General features: G+C 70.4%; 16 protein-coding genes. 4 read left to right on the forward strand and 12 right to left on the reverse strand.

The annotated features are described in order from the left end of the window. Positions 1–10: 10 nt before the first annotated feature. Entirely contained in the window at positions 11–1,132 is a 1,122-nt protein-coding gene (locus tag ACQRWP_RS20600; protein ID WP_430497003.1) for a sensor histidine kinase, read from the reverse strand. Positions 1,133–1,217: 85 nt separating this feature from the next. Continuing rightward, positions 1,218–1,805: a hypothetical protein gene (locus ACQRWP_RS20605; protein ID WP_430497005.1), complete on the reverse strand. Its 588-nt coding sequence runs from the start codon at positions 1,803–1,805 to the stop codon at positions 1,218–1,220. A gap of 251 nt (positions 1,806–2,056) precedes the next feature. On the opposite strand from ACQRWP_RS20605, the gene ACQRWP_RS20610 reads away from it, so the two are divergent. Then, positions 2,057–3,244, forward strand: a complete 1,188-nt coding sequence (locus tag ACQRWP_RS20610; protein ID WP_430497006.1) for an NAD(P)/FAD-dependent oxidoreductase — start codon at positions 2,057–2,059, stop codon at positions 3,242–3,244. A 79-nt stretch (positions 3,245–3,323) separates the two neighbouring features. Here the strand turns inward: ACQRWP_RS20610 and ACQRWP_RS20615 are convergent, their stop codons facing one another. The 10 genes from ACQRWP_RS20615 to ACQRWP_RS20660 all read right to left on the reverse strand — a co-directional run bounded on the left by ACQRWP_RS20615 (position 3,324) and on the right by ACQRWP_RS20660 (position 14,714). Then, on the reverse strand, positions 3,324–3,818 hold the full coding sequence (locus ACQRWP_RS20615) for a hypothetical protein (RefSeq protein WP_430497008.1): 495 nt from the start codon (positions 3,816–3,818) through the stop codon (positions 3,324–3,326). 497 nt (positions 3,819–4,315) lie between these two features. Further along, positions 4,316–5,533 carry an Imm21 family immunity protein gene (locus ACQRWP_RS20620; protein WP_430497010.1) on the reverse strand — a complete coding sequence of 406 codons (1,218 nt, stop codon included), beginning with the start codon at positions 5,531–5,533 and terminating at the stop codon, positions 4,316–4,318. A 66-nt stretch (positions 5,534–5,599) separates the two neighbouring features. After that, positions 5,600–6,139 (reverse strand): GNAT family N-acetyltransferase, encoded by a 540-nt coding sequence (locus tag ACQRWP_RS20625; RefSeq protein ID WP_430497012.1) that lies wholly within the window; start codon positions 6,137–6,139, stop codon positions 5,600–5,602. A gap of 71 nt (positions 6,140–6,210) precedes the next feature. Beyond that, complete coding sequence (locus ACQRWP_RS20630; protein ID WP_430497014.1) at positions 6,211–7,062, reverse strand: helix-turn-helix transcriptional regulator; 852 nt, start codon at positions 7,060–7,062, stop codon at positions 6,211–6,213. A 684-nt stretch (positions 7,063–7,746) separates the two neighbouring features. Next, entirely contained in the window at positions 7,747–9,177 is a 1,431-nt protein-coding gene (locus ACQRWP_RS20635; RefSeq protein WP_430497015.1) for a hypothetical protein, read from the reverse strand. Further along, entirely contained in the window at positions 9,174–9,707 is a 534-nt protein-coding gene (locus ACQRWP_RS20640) for a SigE family RNA polymerase sigma factor (RefSeq protein WP_387172008.1), read from the reverse strand. Before ACQRWP_RS20640 ends, ACQRWP_RS20635 begins: the two co-directional genes overlap by 4 nt. A 112-nt stretch (positions 9,708–9,819) precedes the next feature. Next, positions 9,820–10,128, reverse strand: coding sequence for a hypothetical protein (locus ACQRWP_RS20645; RefSeq protein WP_430497016.1), 309 nt, complete (start codon positions 10,126–10,128; stop codon positions 9,820–9,822). Positions 10,129–10,221: 93 nt separating this feature from the next. After that, entirely contained in the window at positions 10,222–11,106 is an 885-nt protein-coding gene (locus tag ACQRWP_RS20650; RefSeq protein WP_430497018.1) for a hypothetical protein, read from the reverse strand. A 43-nt stretch (positions 11,107–11,149) separates the two neighbouring features. Continuing rightward, positions 11,150–11,869, reverse strand: coding sequence for a hypothetical protein (locus ACQRWP_RS20655; RefSeq protein WP_430497019.1), 720 nt, complete (start codon positions 11,867–11,869; stop codon positions 11,150–11,152). A 94-nt stretch (positions 11,870–11,963) separates the two neighbouring features. Next, positions 11,964–14,714, reverse strand: coding sequence for a BTAD domain-containing putative transcriptional regulator (locus ACQRWP_RS20660; protein WP_430497021.1), 2,751 nt, complete (start codon positions 14,712–14,714; stop codon positions 11,964–11,966). 174 nt (positions 14,715–14,888) lie between these two features. On the opposite strand from ACQRWP_RS20660, the gene ACQRWP_RS20665 reads away from it, so the two are divergent. From ACQRWP_RS20665 to ACQRWP_RS20675, 3 genes are all read left to right on the forward strand, one after another. Beyond that, positions 14,889–15,734 carry a hypothetical protein gene (locus ACQRWP_RS20665; protein WP_430497023.1) on the forward strand — a complete coding sequence of 282 codons (846 nt, stop codon included), beginning with the start codon at positions 14,889–14,891 and terminating at the stop codon, positions 15,732–15,734. An 80-nt stretch (positions 15,735–15,814) separates the two neighbouring features. Next, entirely contained in the window at positions 15,815–16,435 is a 621-nt protein-coding gene (locus tag ACQRWP_RS20670; protein ID WP_430497025.1) for a dihydrofolate reductase family protein, read from the forward strand. A 16-nt stretch (positions 16,436–16,451) separates the two neighbouring features. After that, a complete protein-coding gene (locus ACQRWP_RS20675; protein ID WP_430497027.1) occupies positions 16,452–16,904 on the forward strand; it encodes a hypothetical protein in 453 nt (150 codons plus the stop codon). Positions 16,905–16,914 lie beyond the last annotated feature (10 nt).

The raw sequence follows: 16,914 nt of genomic DNA on the forward strand, positions 1-16,914 counted from the left end.
ACCCGAATCGTCACGCCGGGAACGGTAGCCGAGCCTCGACGGTGAACCCGCGTCCGCCTGCCGCCGGTTCGGCCCTCGCCGTACCGCCGCAGGCGATCGCGCGTTCCCGGATGCCGACGAGGCCGTGTCCGCCGCCCGGGCCGCCGGTTCCAGCGCCGTCGTCGGTCACGGTGACCGTGAGGGCATCGGACGACCAGCCGAGGTGTACGTCGACAGTGCTGGCCGCCGCGTGCTTGAGCGCGTTGGTGAGGGCCTCCTGCACGATCCGGTACGCGGCCAACTCCACGTCGGCCGACACCGGGCGCGGCTCCCCGGTCACCCGTAGGCCGGCCACCGGTACACCGTCGATCAGCGACCGCAGTTGGGCCAGGGTGGGCTGTGGGCTGCGGGGCCCGGGCTCGGAGCGCAGCAGGCCGAGCATGCCGCGCAGCTGCACCATGGCGTCCCGGCCGGCGGCGGCGATCGCGTCGAACGCCGCCTCGGCCCGGTCCGGTGCGGTGCGTACCGCGACCGGCCCGGCCTCGGCCTGCACGATCATGAGGCTCACCGCGTGGGACAGCACGTCGTGCATCTCCCGGGCGATCCGGGCCCGCTCGCGGACGGCGGCCCGGTCGGCCTCGAACTCGCGCTCACGTTCGGCCCGGAGCGCCCGGTCCTCCAGGGCGGTCGCGCGCTCCTGCCGGGCGGCGCTGAGCCGACCCAGCACGTACGCGGTGAAGAAGACCAGGAAGGTGTAGAAGTACTCGCTGACGCGGTTGGTGTTGAACGCCACCCCCGCGGCCACCCCCGGGAAGGTCGCGGCGAGTGCCCACCAGCGCTGCCGGCGACCACCGAGTGCGGCGACCGTGTAGAGGGCGATCAGCCCGCCGTAGGCGAGTGGCTGCCCCGGCGCGTCCGCCGCTTTGCCCGCGATCGTGGCCAGTGCCACGACCAGCAGGACGGTGAGGGGGACCCGTCGGCGCCAGATCAGCGGGATCGCCGTACCGGCGGTCAGCAGGTAGGCCAGCGGCCCTGGCTCGCTACCCGGTGCGGGAAGCACGAACGGCAGGGACATCGCGATCAGGACGGACACGGTGATCGCCGCGTCCACCACGTACGGATCGGTGGTACGCACGAGGCGGGCAAGCGACATCGCGACAGTATTCACAGCCCCTGACCTCCTCCCCCATCGGAACCCGATCCCCCCGCTGGTGGGGGATCGGCTCGGGACTCGCCGCTCAGGCGAGGGCGGGCACCGGCTGCGTGGGGGTGGCCGCGGTGCCCCGGGCCAGCGGGAGGAAGGAGACCAGCAGCAGGGCCGAACCCAGCGGGATCAGGTCCTTGTCGATGAACGGCGTGGCGAGGTCGGCCAGCACTAGGACCGGCGTCCACAGCTTGACCCGGCGCTGCACGGCAAGCAGGACGACCAGTACGAGCTGGCCGAGATAGAAGGCGTACGGCCCGAAGTCGTAGGCCAGCTGCGAGATGCCGGGCAGGGTGCGCACGTCGTGGATGATCATGCTCATGCCGTAGTTGTCGGTGGCCAGAAAGCCGGCGACGAGGTCGATCGAGAACTGGGTGATCAGCGCCAGTGCCCCGACGGTGCCGGCCGTGGCGCTCACCGTCGCGAGGGTCCGGCCGCCAGCCATGCGGCGCATCTGCCAGAACACCGAGATGAACGCGACGAGCGCGCCGAGGAACGCGAGGTGCCCGATGGTCCAGGCCGGGCCGGGACCACGAACACCGTCCAGGCCGTCGATCAGACGGACGATGCCGTAGCCCATGACCAGGACGGGGGCGGCAATGAATGCGGGGCGAAACTGCATTGTGGTGACTCCTTGGGAGGCGTTCACGTCGGGTGTTCGACGTGATTGAGCCTGCCGTTTCGCCGCCGCGCGGACATCGCCCCGCCCGGCGATCTTGCCACCGCCCGGTGCCTCCCCCGCACGCATGAGCGCCTCCCTCGCACGGGCGAGGCAGATCGAAAACTGGTGACCCAGGTCATAGCCGCGGCCTGTCAGGAATCGCGTCGCTGTCCGGTTCAGGAAGCGACCACCACCGAGACAGGAGTGCCACCATGAAGCACCGCATCGTCGTCCTCGGAGCGGGTTACGCCGGAGCCATGGCCGCCGGGCGCCTCGCCAAGCGGCTGCACCCGGACGACACCGAGATCACCCTCGTCAACGCCGACGCGGATTTCGTCGAGCGGGTCCGCATGCACCAACTCGCCACCGGACAGGACCTCAAACCACGCCCACTGAGCGAGGTCTACGCCGGCACTGGCGTCAACCCTCGGCGGGCGCGGGTCACCGCCGTCGACGCCGATCGCAGGACCGTCGCGCTCGCCGACGACAACGGCACCGACGAGATCACCTACGACACGCTCGTCTACGCCCTCGGCAGCGTCACCGCCGACCACGGCGTCCCCGGGGTCACCGAGCACGCGTACGACATCGCCGGCAGGCCCTCGGCGCTGCGGTTGCGCGACCGCCTCGCCCACCTCTCGGCCGGCGGGACCGTGCTCGTCGTCGGCGGCGGCCTCACCGGCCTCGAAGCGGTCACCGAGATCGCGGAGACCCGGCCGGACCTCGATGTCGCGCTCGCCGCACGCGGCGGTCTCGGCGACTGGCTCAACGGCAAGGCGCAGCAGCACCTGCGTGGCGTCTGCGACCGGCTCGGCATCACCGTGCACGAGCACACCGACATCGCGCGGGTCGAGGCGGCCGGTGCTGTCACCCGCGACGGTCGGGAGATCCCGGCCCAGGTGACGGTGTGGACAACCGGCTTCGCCGTGCACCCCATCGCCGCCGCCACGACCCTGGCGGTCGCGGACACCGGACAGATCATCGTCGACGCCAGCATGCGGTCGGTCTCACACCCCGAGGTGTACGCGGTGGGCGACGCCGCGATCGCCGAAGGACCGGGCGGCAAGCCGCTGCGGATGTCCTGCGCCTCGGGCATCCCGATGGCCTGGCAGGCCGCCGACGCCATCGCCGCACGACTGACCGGTCGGACGAAGTTCCCGAAGGCCCCGCTGCGCTACTTCAACCAGTGCATCAGCCTCGGCCGCCGCGACGGCATCATCCAGTACGTGACCGCCGACGACCGGGCCCGGCCGGCCCTCCTCACCGGGAAGCTGGCGGCCCGGTACAAGGAGTTCGTCTGCACGGGCGCCGCCTGGAGCATCGCGCACCCGGTGCTGTACCCGGTCCGCCGTCACCGCGTCGTCCCGACCCGATCGGAGATCCGCACGGCCGCGTCCTGACCGGTGGCTAGGGCACAGCGCCCGGCTCCGGCGCTTCGGGAGCGAGCCAAACTGGGCGGGCGGCGTCAGTGCCCTGCCCTCACGGGCTGATCGTGGACGCGTTCCTCCGGAGATACCGCATCAACGACCGCCTGCCCAACTTCAACGCCGCGCTGGTGACCGCCTGATCACGTTGATGGGACAGCTCGGCAAACCGGGCGCGCACATCGGTCAGCGGTTGGTGTGGCGCCCAGATGGTCCGGAAGGCCCTGGCCTGGTCGGCCAGGGCCTGGTTGGCCGCAGCGGAGGTGAACGCCACCTCGCTGCGGTGGGCGGCCCCGGAACTGCTGGCCACCGAGGCGAGGCCGGCTGCCACCAGGGCCGCGATCGCAGCTGCCGTGCCCAGCTCGGCGGAGGCCAGCCCGGCCGCACCCGAAGCGCCTGCGAGGACCGCCGACGAGACAGTGGTCAGGGTGTTCCAGCGTTGCCAAAACGCGGCTTGCCTCCGCTGAAGTGAAGCCCAAGAGTCGTGCCGCTGTTCGAGCAATTCGGCTTCAGCGATGAAGACGGCGCGCTCCCGCTGCTCCCCATCCACGCATCACATTGTGTCAGCCTTCGATGTCACCAGGACAGTGCCCGGCGCAACGTCGATCTCCGGACAAACGCGCCCGCGATGTCGGCGGCTGAGCACAGCGCAGCGGTCGGGCGGGCCGGAGTCCCGCTGGGCACCGGCCCGCCCGCATTCGCGGAGCGGATTACCAGCCGTGGCCCCAGCCGGCTTGAGCGGGCGCGGCCATCCAGGTGACCGCCAGGATGGCTCCGAGGGCCGTTGCGTAGATGACACGACGGATTCGCATGAGGTCTCCCTATCATGAAGTGTGCTGCCGCTTAAACGGGCGACAGTGCTGACGGATCGTTGAAGGCCCCCACGTACCGGCGAAACTCGTCACCCATTCCTGCTGGCCAGCGTCCTGGGTGACCGGACATCAGCGTATTGGCGCGAATAAGGCGTTGGCTACGGTCGATGCCTGTTCCGAACAGAGGTGCCCTGTCCGGGCTGCTCACGGGTCTGTCCGGATATGTTCGGGCCACTCAGACCGGCTGCGTCTGCTCGATCAGGTGGACCAGCATCAGCGCCGTCCTCTTGTCGGGTTGCACAAACGCGGTGCGAATCAGGTACGTGCCACGAACCAGGTCCACCGTGAGATGGGTGGTGTGCTCCAACCCGTCGCCGGTATAGCCGGAGTCGAACAATTCGGCTGGGCCGCTGGTCGTCCACGTACCCGCGTCTTCCCACTCGGCGATCTCGACCGCCCGGGGAACGAGGCGGACGACCTCTGTCTCGGAGACGGCGTAGAGCCACCGCACAAAGATCCGCCGATCCGGGAGGTACGTGGTGGAAGCCGGTTCGTCGGCCAGAACGAGCGCCTGGTCGGCCCCGACATCCAGCACCCCCACGTAACCATCGACGTCGCAGGCCCGGTCGTAGTCACCCCAGGAGTCATCGTCGTCGTCCGACGCGCCCTTCCACTCGCCGAGCGCCGTCGTCGGCACGACGATGAGCGGCCCGCCGCCCGAGTCGACCCACGGCAGTTGGCTGACCGGCCTGCGCGTACGAGCGAGGACGCCGGACAGGTCGGTCATGTCGGTGACGATCGCGTCGGCACCGGCGGCGGCGAGGCGTTCGGCCTTGCCGGGTTTGTTGGCGTACCCGATGCAGGCGACACCGGCGGCTCGGGCTGCGGCGATGTCGGTGATCGAGTCACCGACCAGAACAGCGGCATCGGGTGCGACCTTCAGCGCTTGCAGGGCCTGCACAACGGGCGCCGGGTTGGGCTTCAGCAGATCGGGATGCTCGCCTCGCCCGATGACGGCGGCGAAGTAGCGGGCCCGGTCGCGGCGCCCGAGATAGGCGCCGATGGCGGCGGCGGAGTTGTTGCTGACGATGGCGAGGGGCCGCCCGGTCGCCAGGCAGGCCGCGACCAGGTCGAAGGCTCCGATCGTGGTCTCCGCGGACGCCGCTGCCTCGACCTCCGCCGCCGCCAGGGCCGCACCGACGACACCGACCAGTTCGGGCGCGACCACAGCGATCGCGCGGAACAGCTCCAGCGGGTCGTCCTCGTCGCGCAGCTCATCGGGCAGGACGACGTCCCGGCTGAGGATCAGCTGACGCAGGCCGGCGGCGATGCGCGGCGCGGCCTTGCTGGCGAACAGGCGGCAGATCGGACCGTCGAAATCGACGAGTACGGCCTCGGCCCGCTCGGCGATGTCGGCGAGCCGGTCGGGTGGCCGCACTGCTTCGCTTGTCACCATGCGCTCCCGCAGGCCGTCGCCATCAAGGCTGTCGATCCTAGAGACTGGCGTTGCGGCGCTGCGTCACCCGGTCGGCACCCAGAAGCGCAACTTGTTGCCGCGCTGGTCCTCCAGAACCCCACCGTTACGTTCGATCACCTTGCGGGAGGCCACGTTCTGGATGTCACACGTGACCAGTGCCGACGTGATGCCCAGTTCATGAGCGACCGGCAGCGCCAATCGGAGCATCGAGGTGGCGTACCCACGACGACGTGCCGTTGGACGTACGTCGTAGCCGATGTGCCCACCCAGCTCGCGCAGTTGCGGGGTCAGACGGTGCCGGATGGCGATGCGCCCGAGGTAGTCATCGTCGTCCACCCACCACAGGTTCGTGGCCGGCACGTAGCCCTCCGGGCGCGGCGCGTCCTCCCGCGCCTGGTCCTTCAGCCAGCGCACGTAGGCCGCGAAGCCGTCCACCGATGACCATGAATGACCGAAGGTCCGGATCTCCCGACCGATCTCGGTCGGGTCGGCTGCGCCCCCACGCCCCTCCTCGCTCAGCTCGGCCATCGCGGCGAGAAAGGATCGATGCACGTCCACGAGCGGGCTCCGCAGCTCAGCCATACCGGCATTGGTACTCCCTGCTCGACCGCCTCGCAGCTCAATTCGGCCAGCCGTCCAGCCGACATCATTCGTCAGCGGTTTTGCTCCGCCGGTGCCGGTACTCCCGATGCCCGCAGTGTGTCGTAGGGATGGCAGCCGTACGTCCCGCGGTACGCCTGGGCGAACCGCCCGGCATGGGTCCAACCCCAGCGTCGGGCCGTCTCCGCCACGGTCTGCCCCGGCTTGGCGTGTTGCAGGTCCCAGTGCGCCTGGCGTAATCGGACGGCACGCAGGAACGCCATCGGACTCTGGCCGTGGTGACGCTGAAACGCGACCTGTAACGCGCGCTGGCTGACCTCGCAGGCTTCTGCTATCCGGCCCACGGTCAACGGGACCGCGGCATGCGCCTCGATGAACTCGGCGGCCCGACGCACGACCGCGCGGCCCACGCCGGCCTGTCGGGGCAGATAGTTGATGGTCATGGTGGTGTTCGGGAACACGGCGATGGCGGTGGTCGCCACCAGGTCCACCAGGCCCGCCCGGGCCAGTGGACTGGCAACCACCGCGTTGACCGCGAGTTGTCGCCGGACGAACGCCGTCATCGACTGCCAGAGCAGCGCCATGGCCGGGGAGAGGGGTGCCATCGTGGTGAACTGGAAATTCGCGGCGGGCAGGCCGGTTCGAGCGGAGGCGGTCGCCGCGACCCGCTGCATCGGCAGCCGAACGAAGACGGACGCCAGGTCGTCGATGAGATGGATTGCGCCCACCTCCGGGTAGCGGCCGGTCGTGCCGGGGCCGAGGCGCAGTTCCTCGTCGTTGGTGCGCACCGCGTACCGGCCGTGCGTCACAGTCGTCACGGCCAGATCGGTGTAGGGCAACGATTCGCTGCGGTTGCGCATGGTGTAGCGAGTCTCGCCGATCTCCAGCTCGTCGGCCCGCAACACGGCTTGCCGGTAGCGGAACCGGGCAGGCGGCCCGGAAATCCGAACTCGGTGTTCTCCGAACCTCTGCGCGATCAGATAGTGCGCTCGTTCTGGGTCGTCGGTCTCGACGACGTCTTGGGTCACAGGCTCCTGCCCGTCAGGGTTTCCCGTCCACGGCATGCGCCGTCACCTCCGTCGGGCCGTCAATCCGGCCCGAACTGGTTGAACGTGATACTCAGCGGTACGCAACGGCCTGTCGGCGACGTCAGACCGACAGCAGCGATATCCACGTCGACACGACACGCCGAGTTCGCGAGCCGATCCGTTTCCCGTACAAGGCTGGCCGTTTCGCGAACCAGGGGTCGCGTGATGGTTCTCTACCAGGTCACAATCGAGATCGTTCATATCGCGCCCCCGGGCTGCACCGAGGCGGTCCTTTCTCGGGTGGGATGAATATGGCGTTGTGGTAACGCGTTTCTTCTCGCAAAATTGTCGGTTTCTTGACCCTTTGGCACATGCAGCCGACTCCATCCACCAGCTCTAGCCTCTGCGTGTCCGAGCCACTCACCCTGGCCCGGCCCCATTCGCCGGCCGATCGGGGTTCGCGACGTTGCGACCCCGGTCGGCCGGTCCCGCAACGGTCGCGCGGATCGAGGACGAGCTCGCCATCCCGCCCTCGGACGGCTCGGCCCGCTTCTCGGAGCGTCAGGGGGTCACCCGGGTGGCCGGGCTGTCGCCCGGCAGACCCCCCGCGTCGTGGTCCGTTTCCACCGGCGGCAGCGGGGCGGTTCCGAGGACGCCGCCATCCCTGGAGTACGCGGTGAGAATGGCCGCCTGGTCCGGCGGTACGCGGGTGGTGCCGGCGTTCGACGCGTCGAGGGCGACCGTGGCCGGGGGTGCGCCTGCGACCGTCATCGTGACGCGGGCCGCGTCCGGCGGGGCGATCACCCGCACCGCCCCCGTGGGGGGCCGGGCCCCGTCCTCGGTCCGGACCCGCCAGCCGATCGGTCGCCGGTCGGCGCCCTCGGCGGGCAGCAGCAGCCGCAGGTCGGTCCACCAGCCGGTCCGGTCGTCGCCGTGCATTGCGTACGCGATCACCCCACCGCCGGCCGGCTGCACGGTGAGCAGGGCGGCGGCCTGGCCGTGCTCGCGGCCCGACCACCGCACCCGTACCGTCGTGCCGACGGCCGGGAGGTGGCTGTCCTGGAGTGCCGTATGGACGAAGTTGCGGAGGTTGGCGTCGTCGAGCGGCGTACCTCGGGCGGGTCGGCGAGCGCCGGCGAGCAGGGCGTCGATCTCCGGCCCGGTCGGATCGAGCCCGGTGTACGGGCCGCCGCCCAGACCGCCCTGGAAGAACACCCGGTCGCCGCGGCTGACCCGGACGACGGGTTCGTGCGGAAGCGGTTCGGGAGGCAGCACGGCGAGCCCAACCCCGCCTCCGTCCGCCCTGGCGATGTCCTGGTACTCCACAGTCCCCCTCGGTGTGTATCGAGGGTCGCCACTGATCGTCACTGTGGATTCGGGCGGACCGACGGCGACCGCGAACCCGGCCCGGTCGGGGTATGCCTGCATCAGCGTCATCACCGGGTCGTCGTCACCCTCGCTGTGGCCGCCGTAGCGCATCTGCTGGGCACCGGCTCCGGCCGGACCCACGTACCAGACCAGTGCCTCCCTGGTCAGCAGACCGAACCGCAGCGGCACCGCGACCAGCGCGACCCGGTGGCCCGGCTGGTCACTGCCGTAGATCAGCCGGATCCGGTCACGATCGCCGACCTTCCAGGCACCCACCGGGGCGTCGATTCGCACCGGCGGATCTGCGCTGATCCGCGTCCGGAGCGTGTCCAGCCAGGCCCGATCCCCGGCCAGCGCGCCCCGCGGTGGCGCGTCGAGCAGCGCCGTCGGAGTGGCGGCGACCGCGATGCCCGGTGCCCATCCGGGCAGCGGAACCACGTTGGTCTGGACCCCGACGAGCGCGACCCCGACCGCGGCGGCCAACGCCGTGCGGACCAGCCGCGTCCGCTGGTGGCGTCGCTCCCGGCGGGCGAACCCGGGCCAGGGGTCCTCGGGTACGTCGACGCCGTGCGCGGCCTGCCGCAGCGCCGGACTGAGCGTCGAATTGGCGAAGCTTCCGGTCATGCCAGTTCCTCCTCGAGCCGTACCGGGGACTGAGCGGCGGGTGGGGCGGCGAAGTCGCTCCGCAGCCGGGCCAACCCGCGCGACGCCTGGCTCTTCACCGCGCCGACGGAACAGCCGAGAACCTTGGCGGTGTCCGCCTCGCTGAGATCCTCGAAGTAGCGCAGCACCAGCACCGCCTGCGTCCTGGGCGGTAATCGCCGCAACGCGGCGAGGAGTAGTTGCCGCTGTTCCACCTGCACGTACGCGTCATGCGTCGGCTGGCTGTCGCCGGTCAGCAGCGGCACCTCCAACGGCCGCCGCCGACGCCGCCAGGAGATCGCCGTGTTGACCATCGCCCGGCGTACGTAGACCTCCGGAGCGTCCCTGCGCAGCACCCGACCCCAGCGCCGATGGGTCTTCTCCAACGCCGACTGCGTCAGGTCCTCGGCTGTCCCCCGGTCGCCGGTCAGCAGGTAGGCCGTTCGGAGCAGCGATCCCCACTGTCGTTGGACGAACAGCCGAAACTCTTCGTCGTCCTCGTGCCGACTCACGCCACCTCCAGGTCGCGTCCACCTCGCGTCTAACTGCGGACGCAGAGTGAGACGCCACCGGCGGCCTCCGGGGTTGAGTGGAGGTTCGCACGCCGGGCTCAAGCCGACGGGCTCAGTCCTCCGGTTGTTGACCCATGGACGGCCCCTCGGACTCAGCCTGGCGCTCGGCCTGCCAGATGGCGTGTCCCTTGAGCAGGTATCCGATCCAGTAGATCGCGAAGAGGATCAGGAAGCAGGCGAAGAACACTCCCGAGATGATGCTCGCGAGAACGAACGCCCCCTCGCCGTCGCTCAGTCCGTAGATCGCGAAGCCGAAGATGCCCAGGAGGAAGAAGAAAACCATGTAGAGCGGCAGTGTCGAACTGTCTGCCGGGTGGGGCGCGCGAGGCGACCAAGGGACGCGAGGCTCGTTGCTGATCACCTGCCGAGTATGAGCGGCGCGCTCAAGCGCGGAATCCCGCTCCGCCTCGACCGGGGGGGCGAAGGCGGAGCGGGACCGTCGACGGGCTACCCGTCAGAACCCGCCCCATTTATTGGCCGAGCATTTCCAGGTCTTCCCGCCATCCTTCGAGTCGCACCAAATGAGAATCTTGCCGAGGATCGGAAGGTTGAGGGTGAAGAGGTGGCCCCTGTTCTTGGCGTACACAACGCCGGACTTCCCGGCGATGTCGGCCAGCGCCCACCCGGGGTCCGGTCCGTCCACTGTCGCCACCCGGCGCATCGACTCGATGTCCTTGCCGTCGAGGAGCATCTTGATCTCGTCCGCCGAGGGCTCGCGGTCGCCGATCAGCGTGTCCACCGTGTACGGGCCGTCGACGGCGACGCCGTTGGCCTTCTCGAAGGCGGCCTTCGTTCCGCCGACCGTGGTGCCGCCGTCAAGGTCGAGGGTGAGGATCAGATCGCCCGTCCGGCGCGACAGCAGGCACTGCCAGATGGTCTTGCCCGAGGCGACGCACATGGTCAGGCACCACTCCCGGCCGTCGGGGGTGGAGGAGGAGAAGAGCAGGGACGTCGCTGTCCCGCTGTCGCCGCTGCCGTCGTACGCGCCGTCGGCGAGGTCGGCCATTGTGGTGCCGAGGACGTCCCGACTGCCCGGGATCGTGCCGACGACCTTGACGCCGTCAACCTCCTTGCCGGCGGCGAGCGCTTCGAGCTGGTCGCCGGTGAGGTTCCGCCCGCCGGTGTCGACGGCCAGCACCTTGTCCAGGTCGCCGACGGGCCGGCCGGTCAGATCCTCGAACTGTTGGAGCATCGCGCCCGGGGCACCGGGGTGGTCGGTGATCGTCGTCCGGGCCTCCCCCTCGGCGGCCTGCGACGGGGCGTACGAAGCGGTCAGCCCGACGATCAGGGCGGTCGTGACGATGGTGGCGCGCCTGGTGATGTCCCGCAGAGTTGTCATCCTGTCCTCATCTCGGTGATCGGTGTCGGCGGGGTGGGACGGGCTACCAGCGACACGTGACAATGTCGCCGAAGTCGTTGGGGGACCCCACGTCGCAGTGGTCGTCGATCCACTCGCCGATGTCGCCGATCGTGTCCACGATCCAGGCGAACACCGACTTGATCGCGCCCCAGATGCTGAAGTAGACGACTGTCGACTCGGGGGTGCCGCCGGCCTCGTCGATGACGTCCTTCGTCGACATGGCGGCATTGGGCTTCTCGATGATGTCCAGCACCCGTACCCCGGTGTCGTCCTTGCCGGCCAGCAGCGCCGCGACCTGCTCCGGGGTCCGCTCCTTGCCGTCGTCGACCGCCACGATCGCGCGGTCGATCAGCACCTCTCGACTGCCGCTGACGGCCTGGGCGATGCCAGCGATCTCACCCACCGTGAGGTCGTTGCCGAGGGCGGGGCCGATGAACCGCCGGACCGACACGGCACCTGACGGCTCCATCTGGATCTCGTCGGCCGTGATCATGTCGTCCGCGCCGAACGGCGCCCACGCGAACGTCCACTTCCCGGCGACACAGCGGAACTGGCCGTACTCCCGTCCCTCGGGCGCGGTCTCGGTGCGGAGGATCTTTCCGCGCTCGTCGACGTGCTGGACCACGCAGTCGGCGCCCTTCTGTGGCGGCTTCTCGGTCTGGGCCACGGCGGCGGAGGACATGGCCAGCACCATCCCGCTGACCACCCCGATCACCGCGAGGCGGTGTGCCAAACGACTCATCGAACGCTCCATCCCTGATGCGGAAGAAACTGGTGTCCGAAGAGTGGCGGGGCCCGCTGAAGCGGCCCGGAAACGGCGCTGAAAGCGAGGTACGTCAGTGCAGCCTCGTGGCGTCGAGCTGTTCGAGGTCGGCGCGGATCGAGTCGGCGTCGGCATCGCCGAGCTCGTCAAGGATGGTCAGGGCTCGGCGCCACGCGGCACGGGTGGCGCCGACGTCGCCGAGCGCCCGGTGGCTGCCGCCGAGATTGACGTACGTGCCCGCTTCGGCGTACCGGTCGTTGACCTGCGTGAAGAGTTCGAGGGCGCGCTCGTAGCAGGCGATCGCTCGCCGGTCGTCCCCGAGCTGGTGGTGGGCGTGGCCGAGGCTGTCCCAGGTGTCGGCCTGCCCCTGGACGTCGTCGACCTCCTGCAACATCCGCAGCGCCTCGCCGCACGATTCAAGGGCATGGTGGTAGTTGCCGAGCAACGCTTCCTGCCAACCGACCGCGTTGAGGGTGTACCCCTGCCCGGCCCGGTTTCCGGTCCCCCGGAACAGGGCCAGCGCCCGCCGGGAATGGCGCAGCGCCTGCTGGTGCTGCCCCTGCCGCTCCGCCAGTTGGCCAAGGTTGAGGCAGGTGTGCGCCCGGCCGGCGTCGTCGCCGACGTCGGTGAACAGGTCGAGCGCGCGGCGCAGGTGGTCGTCGGCCTCGTCGTACCGTCGGAGCCGGGAGCAGGCGAGACCGAGGCTGCGGTGCGCGTGGCCCTGCCCCGCCTGATCCCCGATGCGGGACGCGGCGGCCAGAGCGATCTGTTGCGTGCCGAGCCAGTCCTGCCAGTGCCCCTGCCGGTGCAGGAAGCCGGCCATGGCCCAGGCGAGCCGCCAGGCGTGTCCCTCGAACCCGGACCGCGCCGCGAGCGGTACCGCGGCGAGCAGGACGGGGACCTCGGTGGCGAACCACGCCGCGGCGGCCGACCGGCTCCTCGGGCGTTCCGGCGTCACGCCCGCTCGGGGTGACGGGAGGCTGATCGCGCTGAAGTGCGGGTGCAGCGCGAGGTCGGCGGCGTGGGCGGTGTGCAGGCAGTGGTCGAGCAGCCGGTGCACGGCGTCCCGACGCTCGGCCGGCGGCTCGGCCTCGTCGGCGAGACTGGCGGCATACGCGCGCAGCAGGTCGTGGAACGCGTAGCGCCCGTACGTGTGCTCGGTGAAGAGATTCGCCCGGGTCAACTCGGAGAGCAGGGGGCCGAGCGCCTGCCCGTCGACGCCGGCCAGGCTGGCCACGGCCGGGGCGGAGACGTCCGGGCCGGGATGCAGGCTCAACAGCCGGAACAGCCGCGCCGCGGGTGGGCTGAGCGTCCGGCACGACCAGGAGAAGACCGCTCGTACGTCGGTGGCCTCGTCGCCTGCGCGGAAGGCGTCCAGGTCGCCCAGTTCGCCGGCGACGGCGGCCAACGAGAAGTGCCGGTTGGTGGCGGCTCTGGCCGCCACGATGGCCAGAGCGATGGGCAGCCGCGCGCACCGGTCGGCGATGGTGTCGGCCGCGGCGGGTTCGGCGGCGACCTGGCGCTCCCCGAGCCGGCGGATCAGCATGTCGCGGGCTTCGCCGGGGCTCAGCAGGTCGAGGGGCACCGGTTGGGCGCTTTCGGTGACGACCAGCGGGATGAGCTGGTCGCGGCTGGTGACGATGGCGAGGCAGTCCGGTGAGCCGGGCAGCAGCGGCCGGACCTGTTCCGCGTCGCGCGCGTTGTCCAGCACCACCAGCAGTCGCTTGCCCGCCACCGTCGTGCGGTACAAGCTCACCATCGTGTCCGGGTCGCGCGGCATCCGTGCCACCGGAACGCCGAGCGCCTCCAGGAAGCCGTGCAGCGCTCGCGCCGGTTCGGTCGGGGTGGCCGCCGGGTCGAAGCCGCGCAGGTTGACGTAGAGCTGCCCGTCGGGGAAGCGCTCGGCCGCGCGGTGCGCCCAGTGCACGGCGAGCGCGGTCTTGCCGACGCCGGCGGTTCCGGACACCACGACGGTGCCTCCCCGGTCGACCAGTGCGTCGAGGGCCGCCAGCTCCGCGTCGCGCCCGGTGAACGTCGGTACGGGGGGAGGCAGTTGCGCCGCGACCCGCGTTGGTGCCGCCGCGGCCGGCGCGGCGATCGCGGTGTCCTGGCGCAGGATGGCGCACTCCAGGTCCCGTAACCGCGGACCCGGGTCGAGGCCGAGGTTCTCCCGCAGGTTGTCGCGCAGCCGCCGGTACGTGGCGACCGCCTCGCCCTGTCGGCCGTCGCGGTACAGGGCGAGCATCAGCTGCGCGTGCAGGTGCTCGTCGAAGGGGTGCTGTCGGACGAGCCGTTCCAACCCGGGGACCAGCCCAGCGTGCTCACCGACGGACAACCGGGCCTCGGCGAGCGATCGTTCGGCCTCCAACCGCAGGCGCGCCAGGTGTTCCGCCTGCTCCTCAAGCCAGGCCGACCCGGCCACGTCGGCCAGCGGTGGGCCCCGCCACAGTGCCACAGCGGCCGTCAGGTGCTTCACCTGCTCGTTGCGGTCCGTCGAGCGCCGAGCCAGTTCGATGAGGCGCTCGGCGGCCTGGACGTCAGTGGAATCCGGCCCGGTGTCGAGCAGATATCCGGGCTGGCGCGCCACGATCGACCCGGGTTCGCCGAGCACCCCGCGTAGGTAGGAGACGTGGCGCTGCAACGTGTTCGCCGCGGTGGCCGGCAGCTGGTCGCCCCAGACCACGTCGATGAGCCGGTCGACACTGACCACCCGGCCCGCGTGCAGCGCCAACGTCGCCAGTACGGCCTTGCGGCGCACGCCGTTCACCGCCTGCGGACTGCCGGCGACGACAACCTCCACCGGCCCGAGCAGCCTGACGCGCACGCCCGTACCAGCGATTGACATCACCGAATCAAACTAACGTCCCCCGCCCAGCAAACTCGATCTATTCGTCGCGTAATGGACACGATCCACCTCGCCCCTGCGGCGACACAGCCGGGCAGCACGGACGGGCCTCGGGAGCTAACCTCTAGCGCACTACTGCAGGGAGGTGCGCCGGTGGGCCATCGGCTGCGGCGCGTCGCGATGGTGCTGCTCGGTGCGGTGTTGCTGGGTACGGTCGGCCTGAGCCTCGGTGCCTGGTACGGCGGTCGCGGTGTCACGCCGCCCAGCGGCGACCAGGCGCAGAGCCTGGCGGCGCAGCTGCTTCCTGGTGCGGTGCCGGTCGACTCGGGTCGGATCGTGCAGGGCTACCGGTGGGGCGTCCCTCTCGCTGCCGACGACCTGGGCTCGGGCCGGGAGCTCTTCCGGTACGACGATGGTGACGACTGTGGGCTCTCCGAGCAGCTGCGGCGCAGCGCCGGGACGCAGGGGTGGCAGGGCCTGCGCCGCGTCCCTGGCTACCTGTGCGACGGCTGGCGGGCCGAGCGCGACGGACTGACGGTCACGCTCGAATACTCGGCGAGCGGGACGGCGCTGACCATCGCACCGGCCGCGCCCGGCAAGTTCCTGCCCAGCACGGTCGCTGGCACCGTCGCCGGCGCCGCAGCCGGCGCGGCGCTGTTCGGGTGGGTGGCACGGCGACGTCGCCCCGTACGCCTGCTGGTCTCCACCCTGGTGACGGCTGGCCTCCTGCCTGGCGTCGCCCTCACCTGGACAGCCCTGGGCCCGGGCATCGTCACCGAGCCGGTCTGGCCCGTCTGGCCCGCTCTCGCTCCCCTGCTGGTGCCCCTGTGGCTCGTTCTCCTCCTGGTGGGCGTGTACGCCTTCCCGAAACGAGAGACCGGGACCGACCCCAGCTCTCGGGTCACGGCGGTGGTGGTCAGTGTCGCGTGCGCCCTGGCCCCCGTGGTGATGGCCGCCGCGCTGCTCTTCATGTTCGTTCGAGCGCAGCCCTCCCGATAGGTGCCAGAACTTCAGCACGATCGGGATCAAGGGTGGCCGTAGGCTGATCTCTCGCCCACAAGTCGTCAATGGAGTGCGCTGTGACCACACGTAGCGGCAAGGTGATCGCCGACCAGACCATCTCCGCCGACGGGTACTCGGCCGGGCTCAACCAGACCGAGGAACGACCCTTCGGTGACGACGGTGGCGACGGCTGGGGCCGAGGGCTGCACGCCTGGATGTTCGACGCCGCTGAGGAGAACCAGGCCGAGCTCGACCTGAGCAACGCCGCCTCAGCGGTCATCATGGGCCGCAATATGTTCGGCCCGGTGCGGGGCGAGTGGGATCGGCAGTGGAACGGCTGGTGGGGTGACGACCCACCGTTCCACAAGCCGGTGTTCGTGCTCACCCATCACGCGCGCGAGCCGCAGCCGATGGCGGGCGACACCACCTTCCACTTCGTCACCGACGGGATCGAGTCGGCGCTCGCGCAGGCACGCACGGCGGCCGGTGGCGGCGACATCTTGATCCACGGCGGCGCGACCACCATCAACCAGTACCTCGCCGCCGGTCTGGTCGACGAGCTGCGGCTGCACATCGTGCCGGTCACCCTCGGCGCCGGCGTGCGGCTGTTCGATGGTGTCCCGCCGCTGAACCTCGAACAGGTGACGGCGCGAGCGGCAAGCACGGTCCTGCACGTGACCTACCGCGTGCTCTCCTGAACCGACGGAGGATGCGTTGTCTGCTATCGCGTCACTGACAGTGGTCCCCAGGGACAGCATCACCGAGCTGGCCCGCCTGGCCCGCACGTCGCCGTCGTCGTTCCACACGTACCTGGCGGAACACGGGAGCAAGACGCGGCAGGAGTACGACTGGTCCGGCTACTGCATGCTCTACGTCCTGACCTATCTGGAGGAGCGCGGCATCGACCTGGACCAGCCGGAGCTCAATGCCGAGTCGGAGGCCATCAACAGCGCGTACGGCCTGACCACGCTCATCACCCCAGCCCCGGGGTTGTCGGAACAGCTCGATCCCGGCGCGCACCGCGAGGAGGAGTTGGCCGCCCACTTCGAGGAGATGGGGGTGGTTTTCGAGGAGAGCGGCTTGGCCGGTCTGGACACGTTGAGGCTGCTGCGCGACACCGTCTCCGACCTTCGCGACGACCAGGTGTTGCTGCTCAACATCGGCTGAGGCCGTCCGC

It is taken from the genome of Micromonospora trifolii (genome assembly GCF_050516465.1).
In the GTDB taxonomy this organism is placed as follows: domain Bacteria; phylum Actinomycetota; class Actinomycetes; order Mycobacteriales; family Micromonosporaceae; genus Micromonospora; species Micromonospora trifolii.